This is a genomic window from Kribbella sp. CA-253562, from assembly GCF_050942265.1.
Classification (GTDB): Bacteria; Actinomycetota; Actinomycetes; order Propionibacteriales; family Kribbellaceae; genus Kribbella.
Genome location: NZ_CP192049.1, coordinates 1,867,968 through 1,888,622, shown reverse-complemented (window position 1 = coordinate 1,888,622; position 20,655 = coordinate 1,867,968). Strand labels below are relative to the sequence as shown.

Below are 20,655 nucleotides of genomic sequence, written 5' to 3'. Positions count from 1 at the left end.
CGCCGCACGCCGTTGTGCGGTCACTCAGAGATTAGTCCACTTCTGTCACTGGTGTGATCCCGGGACGGTCCTTTCGAGTGCCTTACGGATCACCTTTCACAGCTGGACCGGTGGGGTTCAGAGGCGCCGCAGCCGCAGAGCGAGGGCCGGGCAGGCGAGAGTAACGCGGCGGGCGTTCGTGAGCTCACCGGCAGTGACGCGGCGGCCGTTGAGCACGGGAAATCCCCACTCGTCGAGCACGATGTCGTCGGGCAGGAGGGTGGCGCAGAGACCGTGGCCGTCGCACCGGGTCCAGTCGATCTCCAGCTCGTGCTCCCCCGGCTGCTGAGCGCTCACCAGCCACCTCCGGGAACGGGCAACACACCCTGTACGGCGCGGCCGCAGCTGCCGCCGGTCAGGTGGAGGCGGACGTCCTCGGCGAAGACCTCCAGAGCTGACGCCAGGAATCGGGCCGAGCCGTCGGGGTGTGCGCAGGCGCCGCGTCCGGGGACCAGGCCGAGGTGCCGCTGCGCGTCGTGCCAGCCTGCGGCGTCGCCTTGCAGGAGTCGGCTGAAGTCATCGACCAGTGCACCGAGTCCGAACAAGCACGGTCCGCACTGACCCGCCGACTGGTCGGCCAGCCATTGAGCGACCCGGTGCACCTCGCCGAGCGGGCAGGTGGCCGAGCCCAGCGCCAGGACGATGCCGGCCGAGACCTGCGGGCGAGCCAGCGTGACTCCGTCCGTCCGCGGAAGCCAGCGACCGTGGTAGCCGCCGAGCAGCACCGGGCCGGCATCCGCACCGGCGTACTGAAGGACGGTGTCGAGCGGGATGCCGGTCGGTGTCTCCAGTACGCCGGGGCGCTGGACTGCGCCGGCGATCGTGAGGAGCTGCGTCCCGGGTTCGGTGCGTACGCCGGTCGCGGCGAACTGGCGGGAGCTGAGTCGGGCGAGGAGAGCAAGCTGCGCGAAGGTCTCGACGTTCGACAGGAACGTCGGACGGCCCCGGAGCCCTTGGCGGGTCGGCAAGGTACGCCGTCCGGGCGGGACGGCCGGGCCGCCGTCGAGGATGCTGAGCACCGCTCGGGCCTCGCCTGCGACGAAGCGGCCAGGCGTATCGGCGATCTGGATGTCGAGGCCGTCGTCGCGGTAGCGGAGCTCGTTCTCGTCGGTCGTGCGCTCTTGGACGGCTGCTCGCAACGAGGCGGCAGCAGTGGCGTCGTGGACGGCGATGAGGACTTTGCTCGCGCCGAGCGCATGGGCCAGTCCGGTTGCGCCGTCCAGGACGAGGTGCGGCGCGAGGGTGAGCAGGAGGCGGTCCTTGCGGCTGACCGGTTCGCTCTCGGAGCCGTTGACGACCACGGCCTCGATCCCCCGCTGCGGGAGGTCGGCGAGCTTGAGTGCGACGGGGAAGCCTGCGCCACCTCGGCCTCTGAGTCCGGTCTCCTCAGCGAGGACGGTGTAGGCGTCTCGCGACAGCTGTGGCTGCTCGCCGTGGGCCCAGAGGTGACGGGCAAGATTTGCTCGGCCGTGATCGAGTCCGGCGAGCAGCCGAGCCTCACCGATCACCCGGACCTGCTGTGGCGTGTCCTGCAGGATGGTCATCGGGTTCTCCCGGCTCTGGCGAGGTTCAGCGGTGTGCTGGCTCTGGCTGTGCGTGTGGTGAGGCGAACAGTTGCCGCGATGCCTACGGCGGCCAGACAGGTCACAGTGAGGGCGAGCATCCAGGGGGCGCCGCGGTCCGTGCCTGCGAGCAGGCTGTGGCCGACCGACAGGAGCCAGCCGACGGACGCCGCGACGTGGATGGAGCGCCAGCGCCTGGTGAACGACTGGGAGCGGGCCAGTCGGCCGCGCGCTACGCCGACGACGGCTGCGAGCAGTACGCCGTACAGGGCGAGCACTCCGACGGTGATGGCGAACGGGCGATAGCCGGAAGTGAACGGCAGGATCAGCACCGACGTACTGATGTCCACGTGGGCGTCGGCGAGGACTGCGATCACGTGGACGAGCAGGAGGACGAGGCCGGTCGCTGAGGCCGAGCGGTGGACGTACTGGAGCCAGAAGCGTTGCTCCGGCTTGCGGCCGCCTGCTGCGAGAAGGCCCAGCGCCGCTGCGAGTGTGAAGAGGACCAGAGCGGTGACTCCGGCGGCGCGGGCCAAGTACCAGAGCGTCATCAGGCGGCTCGGCTCGCCGCGGGCCAGCCGGCCAGCTCGGTGACCTCGCCGTCGGCGTCGACGAGGCGTGCGGGATGGCCGGCCAGCGTGAGGCGGCCGAGCGCCGCCTCGCCGGTGGCGATGATCGCTGTGCTGAAGGTGTTCGCGCGGACTGCGGTGGGCGCCCAGATGGAGGCTGTGCGCCAGGGGCCGTCGGCGGGTCGCCCAGTGCGTGGGTCGATGACGTGGTGGGCCGGACCGGTGGCGGTGTCCCAGGTGCGGGTCGTCCGGGTGGAGGTGGTCAGGCCTCCGTGGGACAGGGTGACGGCGACGGCAGGGTCGCCTTCGCGTTCGGCGACCTTGATGACCCACGGCTCGGCCGGCGTACCGGCTGCGCGGAGGTCACCGCCGATCTCGACGAGCACTGCGCAGTTGTGGCGCTTGCTGAGGACTAGCGCGGCGCGGTCGGCGGTCCAGGCCTTAGCCGTCGCGCCGAGGTCGAGTGCGGTGCCTTCGGGGATGCCGACCAGGGCTTGCTTGCGGTTGAGCTGCACGCGCTGCCAGCCCGGGATCGGCGGCGGGATCACCTGCGGCGCCGTACGCTGCCGGACGGCCTCGATGTCGTCGTCGTAGCCGGCCGCAACGACCGCCGCGCCCACAGTGGGGTCGACCGCGCCGCCGCTGAGGGACGCAGCGACCAGGCTGACGTCGACAAGGTCTATGAGCAGGCGGGAGACCGGGACCATCGCACCAGCGCGGCTGTTCACCGTGGACAGTTCGGAGTCGGAGCGGAAGCGGCTGGCGGCCTTGTCGACGCGGTCCATGAGTGCCTTGAGGGCTCCGCAGGCCGCGCCGAGTGCGGCCGGGTCCTCGACGGTCAGGCGGACCGTGCAGCTCCAGGCGGTCCAGGTGCGGGAGGCGGTCATGAGCCGTTGCTCCCGCCGTGCGCCGGGGCGTCCTGGTCGGCCTGGCCGAGTCCGCTGCTCTGCTGGTCGCTGCCGTTCGTCGTACCGGAGTTGCTGCCGTCCGGCGTGCTGTTCGTCGTACCGGATGAGTTGGCGGCCTGGGGATCAGTACTGGCGTCGGGCTGACGTGCGGTCAGGACGGCGACGGCCAGTCCGGTGCTGCCGAGGCCCAGTACGGCGGTCGCGACGGCGGCGGCACCAGCACGCCGGAGCCAGCGATCGCGGTCGGAGTGGGAGGCGAACGCTTCTGTGGTGACCATGACCGCAGCTTCGCCGCGAACGGCTCAGGCGCACGCCAAGAGAACCTCAAGCTCCGATCAAGTCCTGCTGAGACTCTGCTGAGAGCGCTTCTCAGCAGCTACTCGCCGCGAACCTCCGGCGGGCACGTCGTCTGCACGTGCTTCTCGACCGCGGTCACCACCTGGTCACCGGCCTCGCCGAGCGCGACCAGGCGATCGGTGCCGAGCGTGTCGACGACCAGCTCGCGAATCAGCGCGGCGTGCGCCGGCGCACAGGCGCGGATCGCGTCGAGCCCCTGCTCGGTGATCGCGATCTCGGGGTAGCGCGCGTCGCAGGCGACCTTGGCGATCAGGCCGCGCTTTTCCATCCGGGTCAGGTGGTGCGACATCCGGCTCTTCTCCCACTGCGTCGCCTGGCCCAGCTCGAACGCCCGCATCCGCCCGGTCGGCGCCTCGGACAGGTTGACCAGGATCTCGAAGTCCGACGCGGACAACCCGAACTCGCGCTGCAGATGCCGGGCGACGTGCGTCTCCAGCAACTTCCACATCAGCAGATAGCTGCGCCATGCCTTCTGCTCGTCGTCCTCGAGCCACGGTTCCTTCGCCACGGCACCATCCTACCTGGTGAGGTTGACGTATCAACCTCTTGCGATATTGTCGAATGAGTTGAAGCTTCAAGCCAATCCATGGAGAGGTCGGAATGACAGAGCAGAAGTCGATCGCGGTGGTCGGAGCGACCGGTTCACAGGGCGGCGGGCTGGTCCGGGCGATCCTCGCCGACGGCGGCCGCGAGTACGTCGTACGGGCGCTGACGCGGGATCCCGAGTCGGCGAGCGCCAGGTCGCTTGCTGACGCCGGGGCCGAGGTGGTCGCGGCCGATCTGGACGACGAGGCGAGTCTGCGAAAGGCCTTCGAGGGCGCGTACGGCGCTTTCGTGGTGACGAACTACTGGGCCCCGATGACGCCCGAGCAGGAGGCGGCGCGCAGCCGCGCCGAGATGGAACTCGAGCAGGCGGGCAACGCCGCGCGGGCCGCTCGTGACGCCCGCGTGCAGCACGCCATCTGGTCGACACTGGAAGACACCCGCCGGCACTTCGGCGACGACAACCGGGTCCCGAGCCTGGACGACGGCCGGTTCAAGGTCCCGCACTTCGACGCGAAGGGCGAGGCGAACGAGCTGTTCACGCAGTACGGCGTACCGACGACGTTCCTGCAGACCACGTTCTTCTACGAGGCGTTCACGATGGGAATCTGGCCGACGCGCAACGCCGACGGCGTGCTGGAGCTGACATTGCCGATGAACGAGGAGCCGCTGTCGGGCATCGCGTCGGAGGACATCGGACGCACGGCGTACGGGATCTTCAAGCGGGGTTCGGAGTTCGTGGGGCGGACGGTGAGCATCGCTGGGGATCATTTGACGGGCAAGGAGTATGCGACGGTGCTGGCGGAGGCTCTTGGGGAGCCGGTGGTTTACCGGCCGTGGACTTGGGACAAGTTCCGGCAGTCGGGCTTCCCGGCGGCTGTGGAGACGGGGAACATGTTTCAGTTCTACGCGGAGGACTCGGAGCGGTTCACCGGGGAGCGGGATCTGGGGTTGGTGCGGGAGTTGAATCCGGGGCTGCAGTCGTTTGCGGAGTGGGCTGAGGCGAACAAGGGGCGGATTTCTCGGTAGGTGGTGGGGCTTCGGTCAGCTCTCTTTGATCACTGATGCACGGCCGCGCACAGGCGCTTGATCAACGTCTGCGTCGCGGCCGGTACCGGTCATTGGCCGCCAGCTTCGCGACGTACTGCGCATGCTGCTCGGCGTCGATCTTGCCGACCCGTTCCGCAAGGTTCAGCAGATCCCAGGTGTCCGCGACTCTGATGCCTCGAGACGCAGCCAGGCCAAGAGCACTGGCGTCATCGGTGACGAAGATTGCCGCCGGCTGCAGACCTCTGTTGGTGATGATCGTGATTGTCTCCGCTTCGCCCAAATGCTTGGTCACTCCGTCTCCCGGCGACGTCATGCTGTCGCGCAGCACTCGGGTGTCCAGCAGTTCGGCGGGCGTCGGCTCCAGAGGATCCCCGAGGAAGGCCCGCACGCTGTTCAGCGAATCGAGCCCGTCGACACGAGCAGAGCGGGCACATTCGTGGGAGACCGACAGACACCACCGGCCATGGCCGTTCGCCAGTTCTTCGAGCAGATCGAGACGACCAATGGTGGCGAAGTTGATCAACACGGTGTTGTCAGGGAAGAACAAGGACACGAGTCAGCGCTCAGAGGCCGAGCGCCGAGGCGAGGCCGTCGGCAGACTCATGCTCGACGGCCGGCCTGTCCACCACCAGATCCTCTTCCGCGGTGTCCAGCATCCAGGCGAGCGTGCCTGTGGTGATCTCACCGCGAGCGATTCGCTTGGCATGGGCATGCTGGAGAGACAGCGGAAATCGTCGCACTGCGGCTGCATTCATCCGTTGCGTGATGGGATCGATCGGCTGGGCGAACGGGCCGCGGTCGGCCGCCGGTTCGCCGACCTCACCCAGGTGCTGCCGCAGCAATCGCTGAGTCGGTCCGTCGAGCAGCCGCCGTACGGCGGGAGAGGTCGGCAGCCGTACAGCGTCCAGGCGCCTGACGAGGGCCTCGCACGACACTCCCGCGTCCCAGATGAATTGCGCCAGCTCGGCGGGGCCGATCGCCCGCCAGTCAATGTCAGCAAGCACCGCCTCCGGCAGCAGAAGCTCAGCGGCAAAGGCGTTGGCGGCTGCTTCCTGACCACCATGTTCGTCTTCGACGTCATGATGGCGCAGCGCGAGGTGCGCCAGTTCGTGCGCCAGAGACCAATTGCTGCGGAACCAGTTCGCTCGGGCAGCCAGCAGAACGACATGGCGACCCCCGACGGTGAAGGAGTAGTCGGTGGTCAGCCCGGCCAGCCGTACGACGTCCACGTCGAGTCGCTCCTCGGCACGATCAGCGAACTCGCGCACGAAATCGTCGCCCAACGCGGCGCGGAGCGCGTCCACCGATGCCGGAAGGGGTGCCGACGGGCGCTCGGCGCCGGGATAGGCCTGGCGGTAGGCCAGCGCGACATTGGCAAGCTCCTGGTCGTCCTGCTCGCGACCGGGAACCTTGCGCTCGCCGGTGGCATGGTCGAACTCATGCCGAGCCGCGATCCTCACCCGGTGCGGGTCGGGCTCGCCGGTGATCAGCCAGTGGAGGTCCGCGTCGAGCACGTCGGCCAGGAGGGCGAGCTCGACCGACGAAAACGCTCGCTTGTCGTTGAGCGCGCGGGAGAATGCGTCGGGGGTCATGCCGACCTGATCGGCGATGTCTCGATGGCGGGCCGTCGGAAGAGCTAGCTCGATGCTTTGGTGGACTCGGCTGCCGATGCTGCTCATGGGTTCACGATAGCTGCCGATTGGGAAAATCCCAATCGACCCGGAGTAGGTCTCGTGGGGCGTCGCGGTGGTTCGCCGGGTGTGGAGACGGCCCATTGGGACGTGCCGCCGGACGTCGGTGAGCGCGGCCGGGAGTTGCGGCCTTAGCCCCTCCAGGGCCCGACCTTGGGCGCCTGGAGGTTTTGCTTTCGAACGAAGCGGGCGGCAGCACGAGCATTCGGCGGGCGACAGCACGCACAACGAAGGTGGGTGAGAGCAGGCACCGTGCGAGCGATAGCGAGCGGAGGGCGCCCGCGTCGGGCACCGCAAACCACGCGCGCGCACCGGGATTCGCGCCCTCTGAACCACCTGCTTTCATGCGAAGCGGGCGCCAGCACGCACACCCGGCGGGCGCTAGCATGCACACGGTGAAAGGGTGGGCGGGAGCAGGCACCGTGCGAGCGATAGCGAGCGCAGGCGCCCGCGCCGGGGAACAGCCGATGCACCTGCGCGCACCGGAAAGCTCCCGCCACGAACTACCTGATTTCACTTGAAGCGGGCGGCAGCACGCGCAACCGGCGGGCGCTAGCACGCACACCCAAGAAAGGGGCGGGTGGGAGCCGGCGCCGCAGTGAGCGCCAGCGAGCGGAGGGGCCTGCGTGGGGCTTCTTACTTGCCCACGAAGGTGAGGTGGACCGCCGAGCCGTGGATGGTGAGAGTGCCGCCCGCGGCTTCGGTGGCTCGGCGGGCTATGTCGAGGCCCAGGCCGGTGGAGCCTCGGTCGCTGCGGCCTCGGGTGCCGGCGCCGAGGGGGATGCCGGGGCCTTCGTCGGCGACGACGATGCGGACGCCGGGCGCGGCGGCGACGCGTTCGCGGGACAGGGTGATGCGGGCGGCGGTTCCGTCGGGGGTGTGGGCGACGACGTTCTCGACCAGGGCGTCGAGGGCGGCGGCGAGGTCTTCGGCGGAGAGGCGGATCTCGGCGGGTGGGGTGGGCAGGTCGAGGGTGAGGTGGCGGCCCTGGTCCTCGAACAGTGGCGCCCAGAAGGCGGCTCGGCTGCGGGTGACCTCGACGGCGTCGCAGTGCGGGACGCGGCCCTCGCGCTGGGGCCGGCGGGCGGCTTTGATCACCGCGGTGAGGGTGCGTTCGAGGGAGTTGACCTGGACGTTCAGTTCCTCGGCGCGTTCGCGGTCCGGCAGGGCTTCGACCTGGAGGCGGAGGGCGGTCAGCGGCGTACGGAGGCGGTGGGACAGGTCGGCGACGGCTTCGCGTTCGACGGCGATCACCTCGTCGATGCGGTCGGCGAGGTCGTTCAGGGCCGCGCCGACCTGGGCGACCTCGGCGGGGCCGGACGTGGGGGCCCGGGCGTCGGTGTCGCCGCGGGCCAGGCGTTCCGCCGTACGGGCTGTTTCTTCGAGTGGGCGGGCGAGGCGGCGGGAGACGAGTTCGGCGCCGGCGATGCTGAGCAGGAGGACGAGCAGGCTGCCGGCGATCAGGAAGCCGATGCGTAGCGCGAGACCGTCGTACAGCTGGGCGGTGGTGAGGAACAGGCAGACGCCCGCCGGGCCGACGTGAGTGCCGACGTCGATCTCGGTGACCTTGCCGCCGTCGACGTCGCGGACCGTCGCGGCCGACACCTTCGGCGGGCCCTTCTTGCCGGACTCGTAGCCGCCGGGGACCGAGTCCGGCTTCTCGACTCCGCCCGGTGGCGCCTCGCCGAGGATGGTCCCGTCGGGCAACTGGACCGAGATCCGGCCGGGGCCGTCGTCGGCGACGCCCTCGATGTACGCCGAGATGTCGTCGGGGGTGTGGTCCTTGTCGCCGACGTAGTAGGCGACGTTCTGGGCCCGGAGTTGCGCCTTCTCGAGCGCGTCCTCGGCGGCGGCGTCGCGCATCAGGAGGGTCAGCGGTACGGCGAACGCGAGCACGACCAGAGTCGTCATCCCGACGCTCAGCAGCATGATTCGACGGCGCACTTCAGGTCCCGGACTCGGGAACGGCGAGCTTCACGCCGACGCCTCGGACGCTGTGCAGGAACCTTGGCTGGGCCGCGGTCTCGCCCAGTTTGCGGCGCAGCCAGGACAGGTGGACGTCGACGGTTCGGTCGCCGCCGCCCCAGGGGAGTCCCCAGACTTCGGCGAGCAGTTCGCGCTTGGTGACGACCGCGCCGGGGCGACGGGACAGGGCGAGCAGGAGGTCGAACTCCTTGCGGGTCAGGTCGACCGGCATGCCGTCGACGGTGACTTCGCGGCTGCGGGGGTCGATCGAGAGGGCGCCGAGCTGGACCGCCTCATTTTGTTGCTCTGGGCCACGACGTCGCAGGACGGCGCGGATGCGGGCGTCGATCTGGGCGGAACTGAACGGTTTGATCACGTAGTCGTCGGCGCCGGCGTCGAGCAGGGCGACCACGCTGGCGTCGTCGTCGCGGGCGGTCGCGACGATCACGGGGAGGTCGCTGACGGAGCGGACCATGGCGAGGACGTCGCGGCCGTCGAGGTCGGGGAGGCCGAGGTCGAGGAGTAGTACGTCGGGTTTGTCGCGGGCTACTGCGGCGACGCCGTCGGCCCCTCCGGGTACGGCGGTGACTACGTGGCCGGCGGTGGTGAGGGATTTGGTCAGGGAGGTGCGGATTGCGTCGTCGTCCTCTACCAGGAGCACCCTTGCCATGGGTTGAGGGTAGACGGGAGGGCCAGGTTGGTGCGCCGACAGCAGGTTGGGGATGCGGCCGGTACGGCGGAACTACTCGGCGAGCTCCGGGTCCGTGGGGGGCGGTGGGGTCAGTTGTTTTGGAGCTCTCAGGCCCGAGCTGCGGAGTTCCAGATCGGCCAGCTGGGCGATGACCGCACTGTCTCCGTCTCGCCAGGCCGTGACCGGATCGGGTGAGATTCTCGCCAGTTTGTGCATGGGCTGGTTGGCCATGGCTCGGAGGGCGAAGAGGTCCAGGTCGGCGGCGTTGTCGATGAACTTCTGGGCGGCGGTGGCGCGGCGGGAGAAGCGGATGCGGCGGGGTAGCCAGATCAGGAGGGCGAACAGGACGGGGAGGCCGATCGTGACGCCGGCCAGGAGGTAGGCGAGTTGTTCGACGGCGTGGGCCTGTTCGCGGCCGGCGTCGGCGAGGCGGACGGCGGCGCCGGCGGCTCCGTCGATGGGGGCGCGGAGTTCGTCGCCGACGACCGGGACGCGGCCGACCGGGCCGGACATGTTGCGCAGGTCCTCGGCGAGGCTGTCGCCGGCGGAGGCGGCTTTGCGGCCGGGGTAGCCGAGGGCGTTGGTGATGCGGAAGACGGCCAGGCCCAGCGCCGTACAGAAGGCGATCCAGCCGAGCAGCATCAGATCGCCGAAGACCTGCCAGAACCGCTGTGTCCGGACCGCGGAGTAGAGCTTCACCGTGCCACCTTCCCCTGGAACTGGTAGGGGCGTGACACTAACGGCTCACAGCGACGTGCGCAGGTGCCAGAGGTGCGGGTAGTAGCGCAGGTCGAGCCGGGAGCGCAGGTAGCCGGCGCCTGACGAGCCGCCCGTGCCCGGCTTGGTGCCGATCATCCGCTCGACCATGACGACGTGCCGAGCGCGCCAGGAGGCCGCCAGTTCGTCGTGGTACAGCAACGCCTCCGCGAGCTCCCACACGGCGTCGTATTTGCCACGGTCCTGCGCGACAGTGGACAGTCCGACGCGCAGCTCCTCCTCGGTTTCCGTGCCGAAGCCCGCCTCCCGCAGTACGACGAGGAAGGCGTCCCACAACGTCGGCTCCTCGAGCCGCCGCTCCAGCCGCGCGCGTTCTTCGTCGCTCAGCCCCTTGAACCTCTTCACGAACGACGGGTCCTTGGCACCGGACAGGAACTCGATCTCGCGGAACTGCACCGACTGGAACCCGCTGGCCGGCGACAACCGGTGCCGGAACTGCCCGAAGTCCTGCGGGGTCATCGTCTCCAGGATGTCGACCTGCTGGGTCAGCGTCCGCTCGATCGTGTGCACCCGGCGGAGCAGGTGCTGGGCGAGCCACAGCTCACCGGACAGCATCGCGTCGCGGGACGCCGTCATCTCGTGCAGCACCTGCTTGAACCACAGCTCGTAGACCTGGTGGATGGTGATGAACAGCAGCTCGTCGTGCGCGGGCGGATCCGACTCCAGCCGCTGCTGGTCGAGCAGCTGGGGCAGCCGCAGGTAGCTGCCGTACGTGAGCCGGCCGCCCTCCTCGCCGAAGTTCACGTCGACCCCGTCCCACCGCCCGGTGACCGCTTCGGCGCTGGGACGTCCCTGGTCGTTCTCACTGTGGCTGCTCACGGCCTGAGGATAACCGCCGCTACGGCCGGTGACCGCGCGGTCGCTGTGACCTGATCGAGCGGCGGGTGTGACGTGACCAGCCGTCGATCGTTGGTCTTGGCGTCAACGGGGTCGAAGGAAATGTGGTGGGTCGAGTGCAGACGCTGGCGGAGCGAACAACGGTCGAGGTCGGACCGGCCGAGGTCGAGGCGGCCCTGCTGGAGAACTACCCGGCGCTCGTGCGCCTGGCCTACCTGGTCCTTCCGTCCGCCTTGGGCAGGCACCGGCGGATCCTCGCGGCGCACGGTGTCGTGCAGCGGGCGATGCCGGACCGGCGCAGGCTCGAGCGTGAGCTGATCGGCGAGACCAGCGCGTTCGTCTACATCCGCCGACGGGTGCTGCGCGACGCCGTACGCCAGGCCCACGCCCGTACGCCGCTGCGCATGCTGCCGCAGGTGTGGGGACTGCGCCTGTTCCCCCGCTCCGGCGCGGCCGACGACCTCGTGCTAGACCAGGTGATGTCCGCCTGTACGCCGGAGGCCCGGGCCGCCTGGACGCTGGTCCGCATCGAGCACCTCGACGTCGCCGAGGCGGAGAGCGAGCTCCGCGCGGCGGGCGTCGAGCGGGCGTCCGGGGCGATCAAGGAGGCGGCCGAGCTCGACGAGAGCGCGGTCGCCGAAGTTCGTGGACCGCTCGGCGCGCAGGTGTTCGACCCCTGCGCCGTGCGGCTGGCTCCGACCGATCTGATGCGCCGGAAGGCACGCGGCCGGGCGGTGGCGATCGCCGTCACGCTCTTCCTGGCGCTGATCTTGCTGGCCGCCCTCGCGCTGACCGCCGGGAGGGAGCCCACCACCGCGCAAGCAGCCCCCGTCGCGGCCCAGCAGGAGCTCAGCGTCGACGCCCTCCGGCGTACGCGGGTGTTGTGGCAGGACACGGCACGGGTGGACTTCACCGCCTGGCCGGCCCGCGGCAGCCGGACCAACGACCGCGACTTGCTGTCGAAGGCCCTCGACGCCTGGACCAGCGGGACCGGCGTGACGTCGGTCGCCGGAGCGTCGACGACCGCACCCATCGAAGCGCCCCAACTCCTGTACGCCGGTGACGTGGACGGCGCGGCGGTGGTCCTGTTCCACGACGGCCAGCGCCTCGCGCGCTACACCGATCGCGACGGCGGCAAGCTCGTCGTAGCGCGGACCGACGACGCCGACGTGACGACGGCCGCGGTGGTGGCGATCAGCGAGACCACCGGCGGCGTGCGCTTCCTGACCGCACCGTGGGTCGCCGAGACCGGGCTGCGCGACCTCAAGCAGCCGGACCTGCCGACCGGCAAGCTGCCAACGGCGGACGCGATCACCGCACCGGTGAAGCCGCCGGCGGCGAACTGCTCGTCATGGCCCGCCCTGCAACTGCGGTCGTCGGACGCGATCGCGGAGGACCACGCGTTCCTGGTGACGTATCTCGGTGGGCTGTCGCCGGCGCACCTGACGTACCTGCCGGCGCCGTCGGTCGGTGACGCGCGAACCCCGCGGGAGGCGACCAGCGGCGCCGCGCTGGTGAGCTGGTCGCGCACGGTCTGCGGGCTGCAGGCCCTGCAGAACAAGGGCGTCAAGGCCGCGAACAACTGGACCTTCGCCGAGCAGCGGTTGCCGGACGGGACCTACGGCGCCTGGGTGTGCACGCGGTCGGACAGCTGGCAAGGCGGCGGCTGGGCCACCGTGAAGCTGTTCCCCGCCGGGCTTTCGGCGGGCCACGCGACCAACACGGCGATCTGCAGCCACTTCGACCGGCACGTCCTGGCGACGACCGCGTGGCGTTCGCCGACCGGCTCGATGTACCTGCTCGCCGCCGGCAGCCGGGGCGTCGATCGGTTGACCGTAGGCACGCAAACCGTGGCCGGACCGGTCGCCGCGCTGCCCGGTCGCGTGAACTCGCGGGTCAGCGCACACGTCACCACTGGCACCACGATCTATCCGCTGCTGAAGTGAGTCTCAGCGCGCTTTCGCTTCGGCCGCGGACAGCGGGCGCAGCGTCACGCCGTACGTGCGCGGTGCGGTCGGATCGATCCGGTACGGCGCGAGTACGCCGTTGGGCGTCTCGCCCATGCCGGTCTCCGTGGCGCCAACGTGCAGCGTGACCCAGCCGCGGTTGCGGACCAGCGGGAGCTGGAAGTCGTACTCGGCGCGATCAAGCCGGTCGTACGGCGTGACGCTGACGTCGACGGACGCGCCCTGGGCGGCGGCGACCCGCACGCCGTGCTGCTGGTCGGACAGCGATGCCCAGCGGGTGTCGGTGTGGTTGCCGTGCGCCTGCGGACGGGAGTAGGCGACGTACTGCTGGTCGACGGTGCTGCGATAGACGCCGATCCGGGTGCCTGACGAGCGGTCGCTGTAGGACTCTTCGGGACCGCGGCCGTAGTAGGAGAAGTCGGTGAAGTGGTCGGGGACCTGGAGCTGGAAGCCGAGGCGCGGAAGGTACGGCAGCGTCGAGAGCTTGCTGCCGGTCGGCGTGACCTGGTGGGTCAGGCCGATGCTGCCCGCGGCGTCGATCGTGTAGGTCATCGTCTGCCGGAACGCGAGTTCCGCGGCATGCCCGGGAGCAGCCGCGGTGCTGGGCACGACGACCTGCACGCGGCCGTCCGGGAGGCGACGAGTGGTGACGGTGCCGATGGTGGTCCGGAGTCGGTCGAGCCCGAGCTTGTTCCAGATCAGCCGATCGGCAGTCCCCCAGTCGTAGGTCTCGTTGGATGTCGGCGGGCGCCAGACGTCCAGCACCGGACCGGCCGTCAACAACTCCTTGCCCCGAGCAACCATGGAGACCAGTCGACCACCGTCGAAGGTGTAGGCGAAGCTCGTCCCGGAAACGACTGCTCGACCAGGCTTGACGGTCCGGTACGCCGGCGCCCCGGCCGCCGGCCCGCCGATGACGACGGTCCCGCCGAGGGCGAACTGCGCACGCTGCAGCGGCGCATCCCCGGCCCGCCGCGGCGGACCGGGGACGGTCGGCGAGGTCGCGGTGGCATCCAAATTCAAGAAGCGCTCGGGCTGATTCGGTAGCTGAGCCGCTGCCGGGACACGGATGGTCCTGCCCGAGTTCGGCGGAAGGGTGAGCGGGATCCGGCCCTGGCGGATCACCTTGTCCGCTTCGCGAATCGACCAGTCCAGCGTGAATGTCAGCGAAGCGAACTGCCGCTCGTTGCGCGCGGTGATCACCCCCGGCCGGACTGACGTCAGGCGAAGCGGCGACTGGGCCCAGGCGAGCTCGGCGGTCTCCGGCTGCAACCGCCGATCGGTGCTGACCAAACCGTCGGTGCCGGACAGACTGAGACCGAGGCTCGCGAACGACCCCTGGTTGATGGCGGAGTCGAAGTCCAAAGCCAGAACGGTGTCGGCGCCCGAGAGGATGCGGACGTTGTCGACGGTGCCGTGCGCCAAGCGGGTCCGCGTGTGGTCCTGCTGCAGCTGGGCGTTGCGGCCGATGTTGACCTCCCAGACGCTGGGCTCGATGACGCCGGTCGCGGCAGTCCGGGCGACCGGCCGGCCGTCGATCGAAAGTGTCAGCGACGAGCCGTCGTACGAGCCGGTGACCTGGTGCCAGGTGTCTCGCCAATCCAACGGCACCGGCGCGGTCACCGCCTTCTCGACCCCGTTGAGCGTGACGCGAAACTCGACTTTCGAAGCATCGGGCAGCTGCAGCGCGTACTGGTTGCCCTTCGTGACGATCGGAAAGGAGCCGGACCAGGCACCGGGCTTCACAAAGGCGTCCACCGTGAGCGGCCCGGCGACGTCGAGCGCGGGATCGCGGAAGACGTCCACGAAGTCGTCCAACCCGGACAGCACAACCCCCTGCCCCGAACGACCGGGACCGAGCTCGGGTTTGCCGACGAAGAAGGCCTGGATCCGCCGCGGCGACGAGTCAGGTGTGACGACCAGCGGCTGGTCGAGGTTCTGCTCGGCCCAGTCCCAGACGAAACCGCCCTGCACCGACGGGTACTTGCGCGCCAGCGCCCAGAATCGGTCGAAGTTGCCCAGCCCGTTGCCCATGGCATGCGCGTACTCCCCCATCACGATCGGCTTGGTGAAGGTCTTCGTCTTCGCCTCCAGCGCCGCCGGCGTCGGGTACCGCGGACCGGCCACATCGGCGTACGGCGCATCGCCGTCGGGCGTGTTCGACTGGTGGTACAGCAATCGGGTCGGCTCGTGCCGGTCGGCCCAGGCGGCCATCGCGAAGTGCGCGGCGCCGAGGCCCGCCTCGTTGCCGGTGTCCCAGAACACCACGCTCGGGTGGTTCTTGTCCCGCTCGACCATCGCGGTGAAGCGATCGGCGTACGCCGCCTGCCACTCCGGCCTGTCGGCCAGACACGCCTTCGGGCAGGCCTCGTGGGCGTGCGTCTCGATGTCGACCTCGTCGGCGATCAGCAGCCCGTAGCGGTCCGCGAGCTCGTACCAGTACGGATCGCTTTCGTAGTGCGAGGTCCGGACGGCGTTGAAGTGCAGCTGCTTCATCAGCCGGACGTCGCGCTCCATCGCCGCGCGGGTGACGTGGCGTCCGGTCGCGGGATCGGTCTCGGCCCGGTTGACGCCGCGGAACAGGACCCGCTTGCCGTTCAGCAGGACCTGCTTGTTCTTCACCTCGATCTCGCGGAATCCGACCTTCTGACTGGTGCGGTGCACGACCCGGCCGTGCTCGTCGGCCAGCGAGAGCACCAGGCTGTAGAGCGTCGGTGTCTCGTCCGACCACTGCGCCGGCGCTTTCACGACGCCGCTGAGTTTCAGCGCGTTGCCCTCCGCCGTCCCGCTTTGTGCCGCGACCTCGCGCCCGGCCGGATCACGCAGCGACGCGGTCAACCGGTGGCCGTCGGCATCGACCAGTTCCGCGTCGACGGTCAGCGTCGCGTCCCGGTACGCCGCGTCGAGGTCGGTGCTGATGGCAACGTCCTGGATGCGTGACCGCGGCACGGAGTACGAGTAGACGTCACGGAAGATCCCCGCGTACCGCCACTGGTCGAAGTCCTCCAGGTAGGAGCCGGCCGACCACCGATGAACCTGGACGGCGACCGTGTTCGGGCCCGGCCGGGCGGCGTCGGTGATGTCGAACTCGGCCGGGCTGTAGCCGCCCTGGTCGTAGCCGACGTATTCGCCGTTGACCCAGACGAAGTAGCCGCTGGTGACCCCCTCGAACCGGAGCAGTTGCCGACGGCCCGTTTCGGTGCGCGGCAGGTCGAAGGTCTTCAGGTAAGCGCCGGTCGGGTTGATGTCATGCGGCGTCTTCGGCGGCGCATCCGGCCAGAGCTCCTCCGGAATGTTGCGGAACATCGGGTGGTCGAGGAAGTCGCTCTGCCAGGTGTGCGGCACCTGCACCGTCGACCAGCCGGCGCCATCGGACGCGGGAAACCCGTCCGGCACGGTCGACGGCTTGTCGAACAGCCGGAACTTCCAGGCGCCGTCCAGCGATCGCACGTACGGCGTACCGCTGCCGCGGACCGCCGCGGCGTCGTCGGCGTACGGCCACAGCCGGGTGTGCGGCGCGACCTGCCCCTCGGCGACCCGGCCGGGATCGTCCAGGTAGCGGTGGACGTCGTCCGGACCGTCGGACCTGGTCGCACTCCCGACCACGCCGATCGTTCCGCACGCCAGCACGAGGGCGAGCAGATACCCGATCGGGCGTCCCAGCCGGTGCATGACTCTCCTCGTCGTCGATCCTGCCTAGGACGATGCACACGGTGGGTCAAGAGTTCGGCGTATTGACCTCGTCACGCACGGCCACCACACTGCGATGGAAGCGCTCTCTTCCTACCGCCCCAGGGAGATCCCGTGTTCACTGGAATCGTTTCCGCCGTCGCCGTCCTGTCCTTGCCGCTCGGCGCTCCCCAGCCGCCGCCGACTCCCGAGGTGACGATGTCACTCCAGGCCACCGTCTGCAACAAGTACTGCGACGCCCGCGACCCGGCGCTGTCCCCCGGCGATCGCTCGCCGGTGAGCGCCACGCTGTTCGGCCGGACGCTGCGGCTGCACTTCGACGACGCCGACGCGATGGGCTGGGCCTCGATCGAGGGCGGATCGCCCGGCGACGAGGTGTGGCTGGATCGCTCGTTCGACGGCGGCCGGACCTGGTCGTCCGGCAGCCGGCTCGGCAGCACCGCGATCCCGGCCGGCCAGACCGCCTGGCGTACGCAGATGTACAACGTCGACGACTGGAACAACCACGGCGTCGGCGCACTGCGTGCCTGCGGCAAGGCCGGCGACCGCCCGGACATCGCCTGTACGCCGTGGGCCCGCACGACGTGGAACGCCGGTGACCGGCGAACCGCGGCGGCGACCGCGCAGATGCAGTTCTACGACTACGGCACCGGCCTGTTCGACACCACCGGCTGGTGGAACTCGGCCAACGCGCTGAACGCGGTGATCGACAACATCCGGGTCACCGGGATGGGCAGCTACCGCTACGCGATCGCCCGCACCTACGACCTCAACCTGAACGCGCAGCAGGGTCAGTTCCGCAACGACTACCTCGACGACACCGGCTGGTGGGGACTCGCGTGGATCGCGGCGTACGACCTGACCGGCGAGGCGCGCTACCTGCAGACCGCTCGCGCGGACGCCGACCACATGGCGGCGTACTGGGACAACACCTGCGGCGGTGGCGTCTGGTGGAGCCAGGCGAAGACCTACAAGAACGCGATCACGAACTCGCTCTACGTCCAGCTCAGCGCGGCCCTGCACAACCGGATCCCTGGCGACACGACGTACCTGCAACGGGCGCAGGCGGGCTGGACGTGGTTCCAGCAGACCGGGATGATCAACGGCTCGAATCTGGTGAACGACGGCATCGACCTGTCCACCTGCAGGAACAACGGAGACGTTGCCTGGAGCTACAACCAGGGCGTGCTGATCGGTGCGTTGACCGAGCTGTCGAAGGCTGCGAGCAACAGCGCCTACCTCACGCGTGCACGCCAGTTGGCCGACGCGGCGACAACCGCGCCCGGGCTGCACACCGCCGACGGGATCCTGCGCGAGCCGTGCGAGTCGGGCGACTGCGGTGGCGACGGGCCGTCGTTCAAGGGCGCGCACGTCCGCGGCCTGGGCAAGCTCAACGCGGCGTTGCCGAACCACCCGTACACGGCGTACCTGCGGCGCCAGGCCGACCGAGCCTTCGCAGCCGACCGGACAGCGATGGATCAGTACGGTCTGCGCTGGTCCGGGCCGGTCGACAAGCTCGACGCCGCCCGCCAGCACAGTGCGCTCGACCTGCTCAACGCGACACCCTGAACCGGCCTTGCTCCCGCCGATTACCCTGTCCCGGTGGATCGGCGGGAGTTGCTGGTGGAGGTACGACGGACCCGGAACGACTGTGTCTTCGGCCTGCGGCTCACTCTGGACGCCGGGCGCAGTGAGCGCGGTATCGCGTTCGCCGAGAGCTACGACTATCTGCCGCTGGGCTCCGATCCCGGGCGCGAGTACATCTACTCCGTCTACACCGAGTACGCCGCCCTCGTCCCGCTGACCGAGTTCCTGGAGACGTTGCTCGGCGAGACCTTCGAGGGCGAACCGGCCGACCGCCTCGTCGCCTGCTTCCATGGCCTCGTCGCCGCCGGGGAACTCGGTGACGGACTCCCGCTGCAGGAGAACCACCGCAAGGTCGCTGCCTGGTGCGAAGAAGCCGGCATCACCGCGGAGACCGAGATCTGGACCTGGATCAACTCGGACTGACGGGGCCCCTCCGTCGCGGGAGGGACCCCGGGTGGTTCACTCGCGGCCGACGAGGATCCACAGGTAGTCGTGGTTCTTGACCGGGAAGGTGGCGGTCTTGTTGCTGACTTCCTTGCCGCCGCGCACGTACCAGTTGTCTCCTTGGTGTTGCACTCCTACTTGTCCAGCGCTTGATCAGTCACCAGCGCGATCACCTGCTGCTTGGTGATTCCACCCGGTACCGGCGTCCGGCCCGGGTTGTGGACGAGGACCGAGGCCAGGTTGCCGTCCGGCTGCAGGTAGGCGGCGCCGAACATGAACTTCTGTTTCCCCCTCCCCTTTGGCGGCACGCCCTCGGCGTACAGGACCTTGCGGCCGTCGGGCGTCGTCGTCTCGGTGCAGGTCAGGCCGGCGAGTTGGTCGGAGCACTTGCTGACGAACTGCGCCGAGTCGACCGCGATGATCACCCGCTGCTCGATCGCCCCGGATCGCCACAGCTCGATCGAGCCGAACTGCTCGGGCACGGAGTCGTTGAACTCGTGGGCGAGCGTGCCACCGGTCAGCACCCGCGCGGCGGCCGCGTGCGCCTCGGCGTACGTCGGCTTGAAGTTCTTCAGCTCGTCCTCGGCGCGCTGCTCCTCGGGGCTCAGCGGCGGCAGGTCGACGCGCAGATCGGTGACCAGCGCGAACAGTTTCGCGTCGGTGATGCCCATGCCGCGCACGGGAACGCTCGCGTTGTTGCCCCACAGCGGGTTGACCGTCACCGTCACGAACTCGCCGTCGGCCTTGGTGTAGGTGAGTTGAACGGCCTCGCCTCGCCGGCCCAGCTGCGCGATCCGGCCGTTCGGCAGCGTCACCGGGCGGCACTCCAGCGCCGGGGTGAACTCCTGCGAGCCGCAGCGAGTGCTGGTCGCGGACGCCGCGGTGGCCACCCCGATGTCGATGTAGCCGACGCCCTCCTGTCCGGCGGCGGTCCAGCCGACCCGACCGCCACCTTGCCGGATACCCGGCGTGTGGTTGATGACGAAGCCGCCCTTGCTGCTGTAGTCGAGGTGCTTGCCCGCCGGATCGAGGTGCTGCTTCAGCGCCGCGCGCATCTCCTGGTCGAAGTCACGGTCCTGCGACTTGTACGCCGGCGGGTCGGCGGGATCGGTCACCGGTTCGCGGGGCGTCGATGCCGTTGTCGTGGCGGCCGGCAGGTCACCCTCGAGCGGGCCCGCGGTCGGCGTCAGCCAGGTGGTCACGCCGACGACGATCGCGCAGACGGCGGCGGTCGAGCCGAGTCCTCCGGCAGCGGTGAGAGCACGACGTCGGCGCAACCGGCGACGGCCTGCTGCCAGGTCGTCCTCCGTTCCGCGCGGCAACAAGTCGTCCTGCCACGCGGCGGTTTCGGTGAGCCGACGGCCCAGCTCCTTCTCGTCGATCATCGGTCCTGCCCTCCTACCGTCCCGAACTGGGCGGTGAGCAACTCGGTCAGCCGGGCGAGCGCCCTGGCGTTCTGGCTCTTGACCGTGCCGGGACTGCAGCGCAGGTCCGCGGCGGTCTCGTCGATCGACATCCCGAGGAAGTGCCGGAGCACGACGACCCGGCGCTGCCCCATTGGCAGGGTCGCCAGCGCAGCCAGTACGGCGCTGCGGTCCTCGACCGCGGGCGGCGCCACCACCGGCTCGTCGAGCCCGTCGAGTCCGGGATCCTCCCGGCGCCACGGCCGGCGACTCTCGTCGATGCCGGAGTTGACCAGGATGCGCCGGACGTAGGCGTCCACGTTCCCGGCCCGCTGCACCCGCGGCCACGCGACGTACAGCTTCAGCAGCGCGGTCTGCACCAGTCCTCGGCTTTGTGCACGTCACCGCAGAGCAGGTAGGCGATCCGGCGCAGTTGCTTGCGCCGGTGCACCACGTACTCGCTGAACTCCTCGTCCCGCGCCGCCATCCGGTTTTCCCCTCACTCGGTCTGTCACCGGTGAATACGAGACGGACGCCGGCTTTGTTGTCAGTCCCGCTGTTGTGCCCGTCGGACC

At 69.7% G+C, this 20,655-nt stretch carries 20 protein-coding genes; 4 read left to right on the top strand and 16 right to left on the bottom strand.

Annotated features, from left to right (window positions below; genetic code table 11):
- Positions 1 to 117: 117 nt before the first annotated feature.
- From ACQPXM_RS09160 to ACQPXM_RS09135, 6 genes are all read right to left on the bottom strand, one after another.
- Complete coding sequence (locus ACQPXM_RS09160) at positions 118 to 336, bottom strand: ferredoxin (RefSeq protein ID WP_432946790.1); 219 nt, start codon at positions 334 to 336, stop codon at positions 118 to 120.
- Positions 333 to 1,583, bottom strand: coding sequence for an NADH-ubiquinone oxidoreductase-F iron-sulfur binding region domain-containing protein (locus tag ACQPXM_RS09155; RefSeq protein ID WP_432946788.1), 1,251 nt, complete (start codon positions 1,581 to 1,583; stop codon positions 333 to 335). Before ACQPXM_RS09155 ends, ACQPXM_RS09160 begins: the two co-directional genes overlap by 4 nt.
- Positions 1,580 to 2,152, bottom strand: a complete 573-nt coding sequence (locus ACQPXM_RS09150) for a hypothetical protein (RefSeq protein ID WP_432946787.1) — start codon at positions 2,150 to 2,152, stop codon at positions 1,580 to 1,582. Before ACQPXM_RS09150 ends, ACQPXM_RS09155 begins: the two co-directional genes overlap by 4 nt.
- Positions 2,152 to 3,057, bottom strand: a complete 906-nt coding sequence (locus tag ACQPXM_RS09145) for an FAD:protein FMN transferase (protein WP_432946786.1) — start codon at positions 3,055 to 3,057, stop codon at positions 2,152 to 2,154. The genes ACQPXM_RS09150 and ACQPXM_RS09145 overlap by 1 nt, the downstream gene beginning before the upstream one ends.
- On the bottom strand, positions 3,054 to 3,356 hold the full coding sequence (locus tag ACQPXM_RS09140; protein ID WP_432946784.1) for a hypothetical protein: 303 nt from the start codon (positions 3,354 to 3,356) through the stop codon (positions 3,054 to 3,056). The genes ACQPXM_RS09145 and ACQPXM_RS09140 overlap by 4 nt, the downstream gene beginning before the upstream one ends.
- A 98-nt stretch (positions 3,357 to 3,454) precedes the next feature.
- Positions 3,455 to 3,943, bottom strand: a complete 489-nt coding sequence (locus ACQPXM_RS09135; protein ID WP_432946782.1) for a MarR family winged helix-turn-helix transcriptional regulator — start codon at positions 3,941 to 3,943, stop codon at positions 3,455 to 3,457.
- Between the two features lie 92 nt (positions 3,944 to 4,035).
- Between ACQPXM_RS09135 and ACQPXM_RS09130 the strand changes: the two genes are divergently transcribed.
- Positions 4,036 to 5,007 carry an NmrA/HSCARG family protein gene (locus tag ACQPXM_RS09130; protein WP_432946780.1) on the top strand — a complete coding sequence of 324 codons (972 nt, stop codon included), beginning with the start codon at positions 4,036 to 4,038 and terminating at the stop codon, positions 5,005 to 5,007.
- A gap of 61 nt (positions 5,008 to 5,068) precedes the next feature.
- Here the strand turns inward: ACQPXM_RS09130 and ACQPXM_RS09125 are convergent, their stop codons facing one another.
- From ACQPXM_RS09125 to ACQPXM_RS09100, 6 genes are all read right to left on the bottom strand, one after another.
- The gene (locus ACQPXM_RS09125) at positions 5,069 to 5,575 is read right to left on the bottom strand and encodes a hypothetical protein (protein WP_432946778.1); all 507 of its coding nucleotides are present in this window, start codon (positions 5,573 to 5,575) and stop codon (positions 5,069 to 5,071) included.
- A gap of 16 nt (positions 5,576 to 5,591) precedes the next feature.
- Positions 5,592 to 6,707, bottom strand: a complete 1,116-nt coding sequence (locus ACQPXM_RS09120) for an ImmA/IrrE family metallo-endopeptidase (RefSeq protein WP_432946776.1) — start codon at positions 6,705 to 6,707, stop codon at positions 5,592 to 5,594.
- Positions 6,708 to 7,355: 648 nt separating this feature from the next.
- A complete protein-coding gene (locus ACQPXM_RS09115) occupies positions 7,356 to 8,663 on the bottom strand; it encodes a HAMP domain-containing sensor histidine kinase (RefSeq protein ID WP_432946774.1) in 1,308 nt (435 codons plus the stop codon).
- Between the two features lies 1 nt (position 8,664).
- A complete protein-coding gene (locus tag ACQPXM_RS09110) occupies positions 8,665 to 9,354 on the bottom strand; it encodes a response regulator transcription factor (protein ID WP_432946772.1) in 690 nt (229 codons plus the stop codon).
- A gap of 72 nt (positions 9,355 to 9,426) precedes the next feature.
- Entirely contained in the window at positions 9,427 to 10,074 is a 648-nt protein-coding gene (locus ACQPXM_RS09105) for a hypothetical protein (RefSeq protein WP_432946770.1), read from the bottom strand.
- Between the two features lie 45 nt (positions 10,075 to 10,119).
- Positions 10,120 to 10,971, bottom strand: a complete 852-nt coding sequence (locus ACQPXM_RS09100) for a tryptophan 2,3-dioxygenase (protein WP_432946768.1) — start codon at positions 10,969 to 10,971, stop codon at positions 10,120 to 10,122.
- 125 nt (positions 10,972 to 11,096) lie between these two features.
- Here ACQPXM_RS09100 and ACQPXM_RS09095 point away from each other — a divergent pair, with 125 nt between their 5' ends.
- A complete protein-coding gene (locus tag ACQPXM_RS09095) occupies positions 11,097 to 12,935 on the top strand; it encodes a hypothetical protein (RefSeq protein WP_432946766.1) in 1,839 nt (612 codons plus the stop codon).
- Positions 12,936 to 12,938: 3 nt separating this feature from the next.
- Here the strand turns inward: ACQPXM_RS09095 and ACQPXM_RS09090 are convergent, their stop codons facing one another.
- Positions 12,939 to 16,628 (bottom strand): glycoside hydrolase family 2 TIM barrel-domain containing protein, encoded by a 3,690-nt coding sequence (locus tag ACQPXM_RS09090; RefSeq protein ID WP_432946764.1) that lies wholly within the window; start codon positions 16,626 to 16,628, stop codon positions 12,939 to 12,941.
- Positions 16,629 to 16,760: 132 nt separating this feature from the next.
- Here ACQPXM_RS09090 and ACQPXM_RS09085 point away from each other — a divergent pair, with 132 nt between their 5' ends.
- Together ACQPXM_RS09085 and ACQPXM_RS09080 are read left to right on the top strand one after the other, a co-directional pair.
- Positions 16,761 to 18,215, top strand: a complete 1,455-nt coding sequence (locus ACQPXM_RS09085) for a glycoside hydrolase family 76 protein (RefSeq protein ID WP_432946762.1) — start codon at positions 16,761 to 16,763, stop codon at positions 18,213 to 18,215.
- 33 nt (positions 18,216 to 18,248) lie between these two features.
- Positions 18,249 to 18,656 (top strand): hypothetical protein, encoded by a 408-nt coding sequence (locus tag ACQPXM_RS09080; RefSeq protein ID WP_432946760.1) that lies wholly within the window; start codon positions 18,249 to 18,251, stop codon positions 18,654 to 18,656.
- A 155-nt stretch (positions 18,657 to 18,811) separates the two neighbouring features.
- On the opposite strand, the gene ACQPXM_RS09075 is transcribed toward ACQPXM_RS09080, so the two are convergent.
- From ACQPXM_RS09075 to ACQPXM_RS09065, 3 genes are read right to left on the bottom strand one after another with little or no spacing between them, the layout of a single operon-like run.
- Entirely contained in the window at positions 18,812 to 20,062 is a 1,251-nt protein-coding gene (locus tag ACQPXM_RS09075; RefSeq protein WP_432946758.1) for a hypothetical protein, read from the bottom strand.
- Positions 20,059 to 20,460, bottom strand: a complete 402-nt coding sequence (locus ACQPXM_RS09070) for a sigma-70 family RNA polymerase sigma factor (RefSeq protein WP_432946756.1) — start codon at positions 20,458 to 20,460, stop codon at positions 20,059 to 20,061. Before ACQPXM_RS09070 ends, ACQPXM_RS09075 begins: the two co-directional genes overlap by 4 nt.
- Positions 20,442 to 20,567: a hypothetical protein gene (locus tag ACQPXM_RS09065; protein WP_432946754.1), complete on the bottom strand. Its 126-nt coding sequence runs from the start codon at positions 20,565 to 20,567 to the stop codon at positions 20,442 to 20,444. The genes ACQPXM_RS09070 and ACQPXM_RS09065 overlap by 19 nt, the downstream gene beginning before the upstream one ends.
- Positions 20,568 to 20,655: the final 88 nt, after the last annotated feature.

Bases quoted from the DNA above. Each gene is read 5' to 3' on its own strand.
- ACQPXM_RS09140 (WP_432946784.1), bottom strand. From the start codon at position 3,356: ATGGTCACCACAGAAGCGTTCGCCTCCCACTCCGACCGCGATCGCTGG.
- ACQPXM_RS09150 (WP_432946787.1), bottom strand. From the start codon at position 2,152: ATGACGCTCTGGTACTTGGCCCGCGCCGCCGGAGTCACCGCTCTGGTC.
- ACQPXM_RS09155 (WP_432946788.1), bottom strand. From the start codon at position 1,583: ATGACCATCCTGCAGGACACGCCACAGCAGGTCCGGGTGATCGGTGAG.
- ACQPXM_RS09130 (WP_432946780.1), top strand. From the start codon at position 4,036: ATGACAGAGCAGAAGTCGATCGCGGTGGTCGGAGCGACCGGTTCACAG.
- ACQPXM_RS09110 (WP_432946772.1), bottom strand. From the start codon at position 9,354: ATGGCAAGGGTGCTCCTGGTAGAGGACGACGACGCAATCCGCACCTCC.
- ACQPXM_RS09145 (WP_432946786.1), bottom strand. From the start codon at position 3,057: ATGACCGCCTCCCGCACCTGGACCGCCTGGAGCTGCACGGTCCGCCTG.
- ACQPXM_RS09090 (WP_432946764.1), bottom strand. From the start codon at position 16,628: ATGCACCGGCTGGGACGCCCGATCGGGTATCTGCTCGCCCTCGTGCTG.
- ACQPXM_RS09075 (WP_432946758.1), bottom strand. From the start codon at position 20,062: ATGATCGACGAGAAGGAGCTGGGCCGTCGGCTCACCGAAACCGCCGCG.
- ACQPXM_RS09065 (WP_432946754.1), bottom strand. From the start codon at position 20,567: ATGGCGGCGCGGGACGAGGAGTTCAGCGAGTACGTGGTGCACCGGCGC.
- ACQPXM_RS09120 (WP_432946776.1), bottom strand. From the start codon at position 6,707: ATGAGCAGCATCGGCAGCCGAGTCCACCAAAGCATCGAGCTAGCTCTT.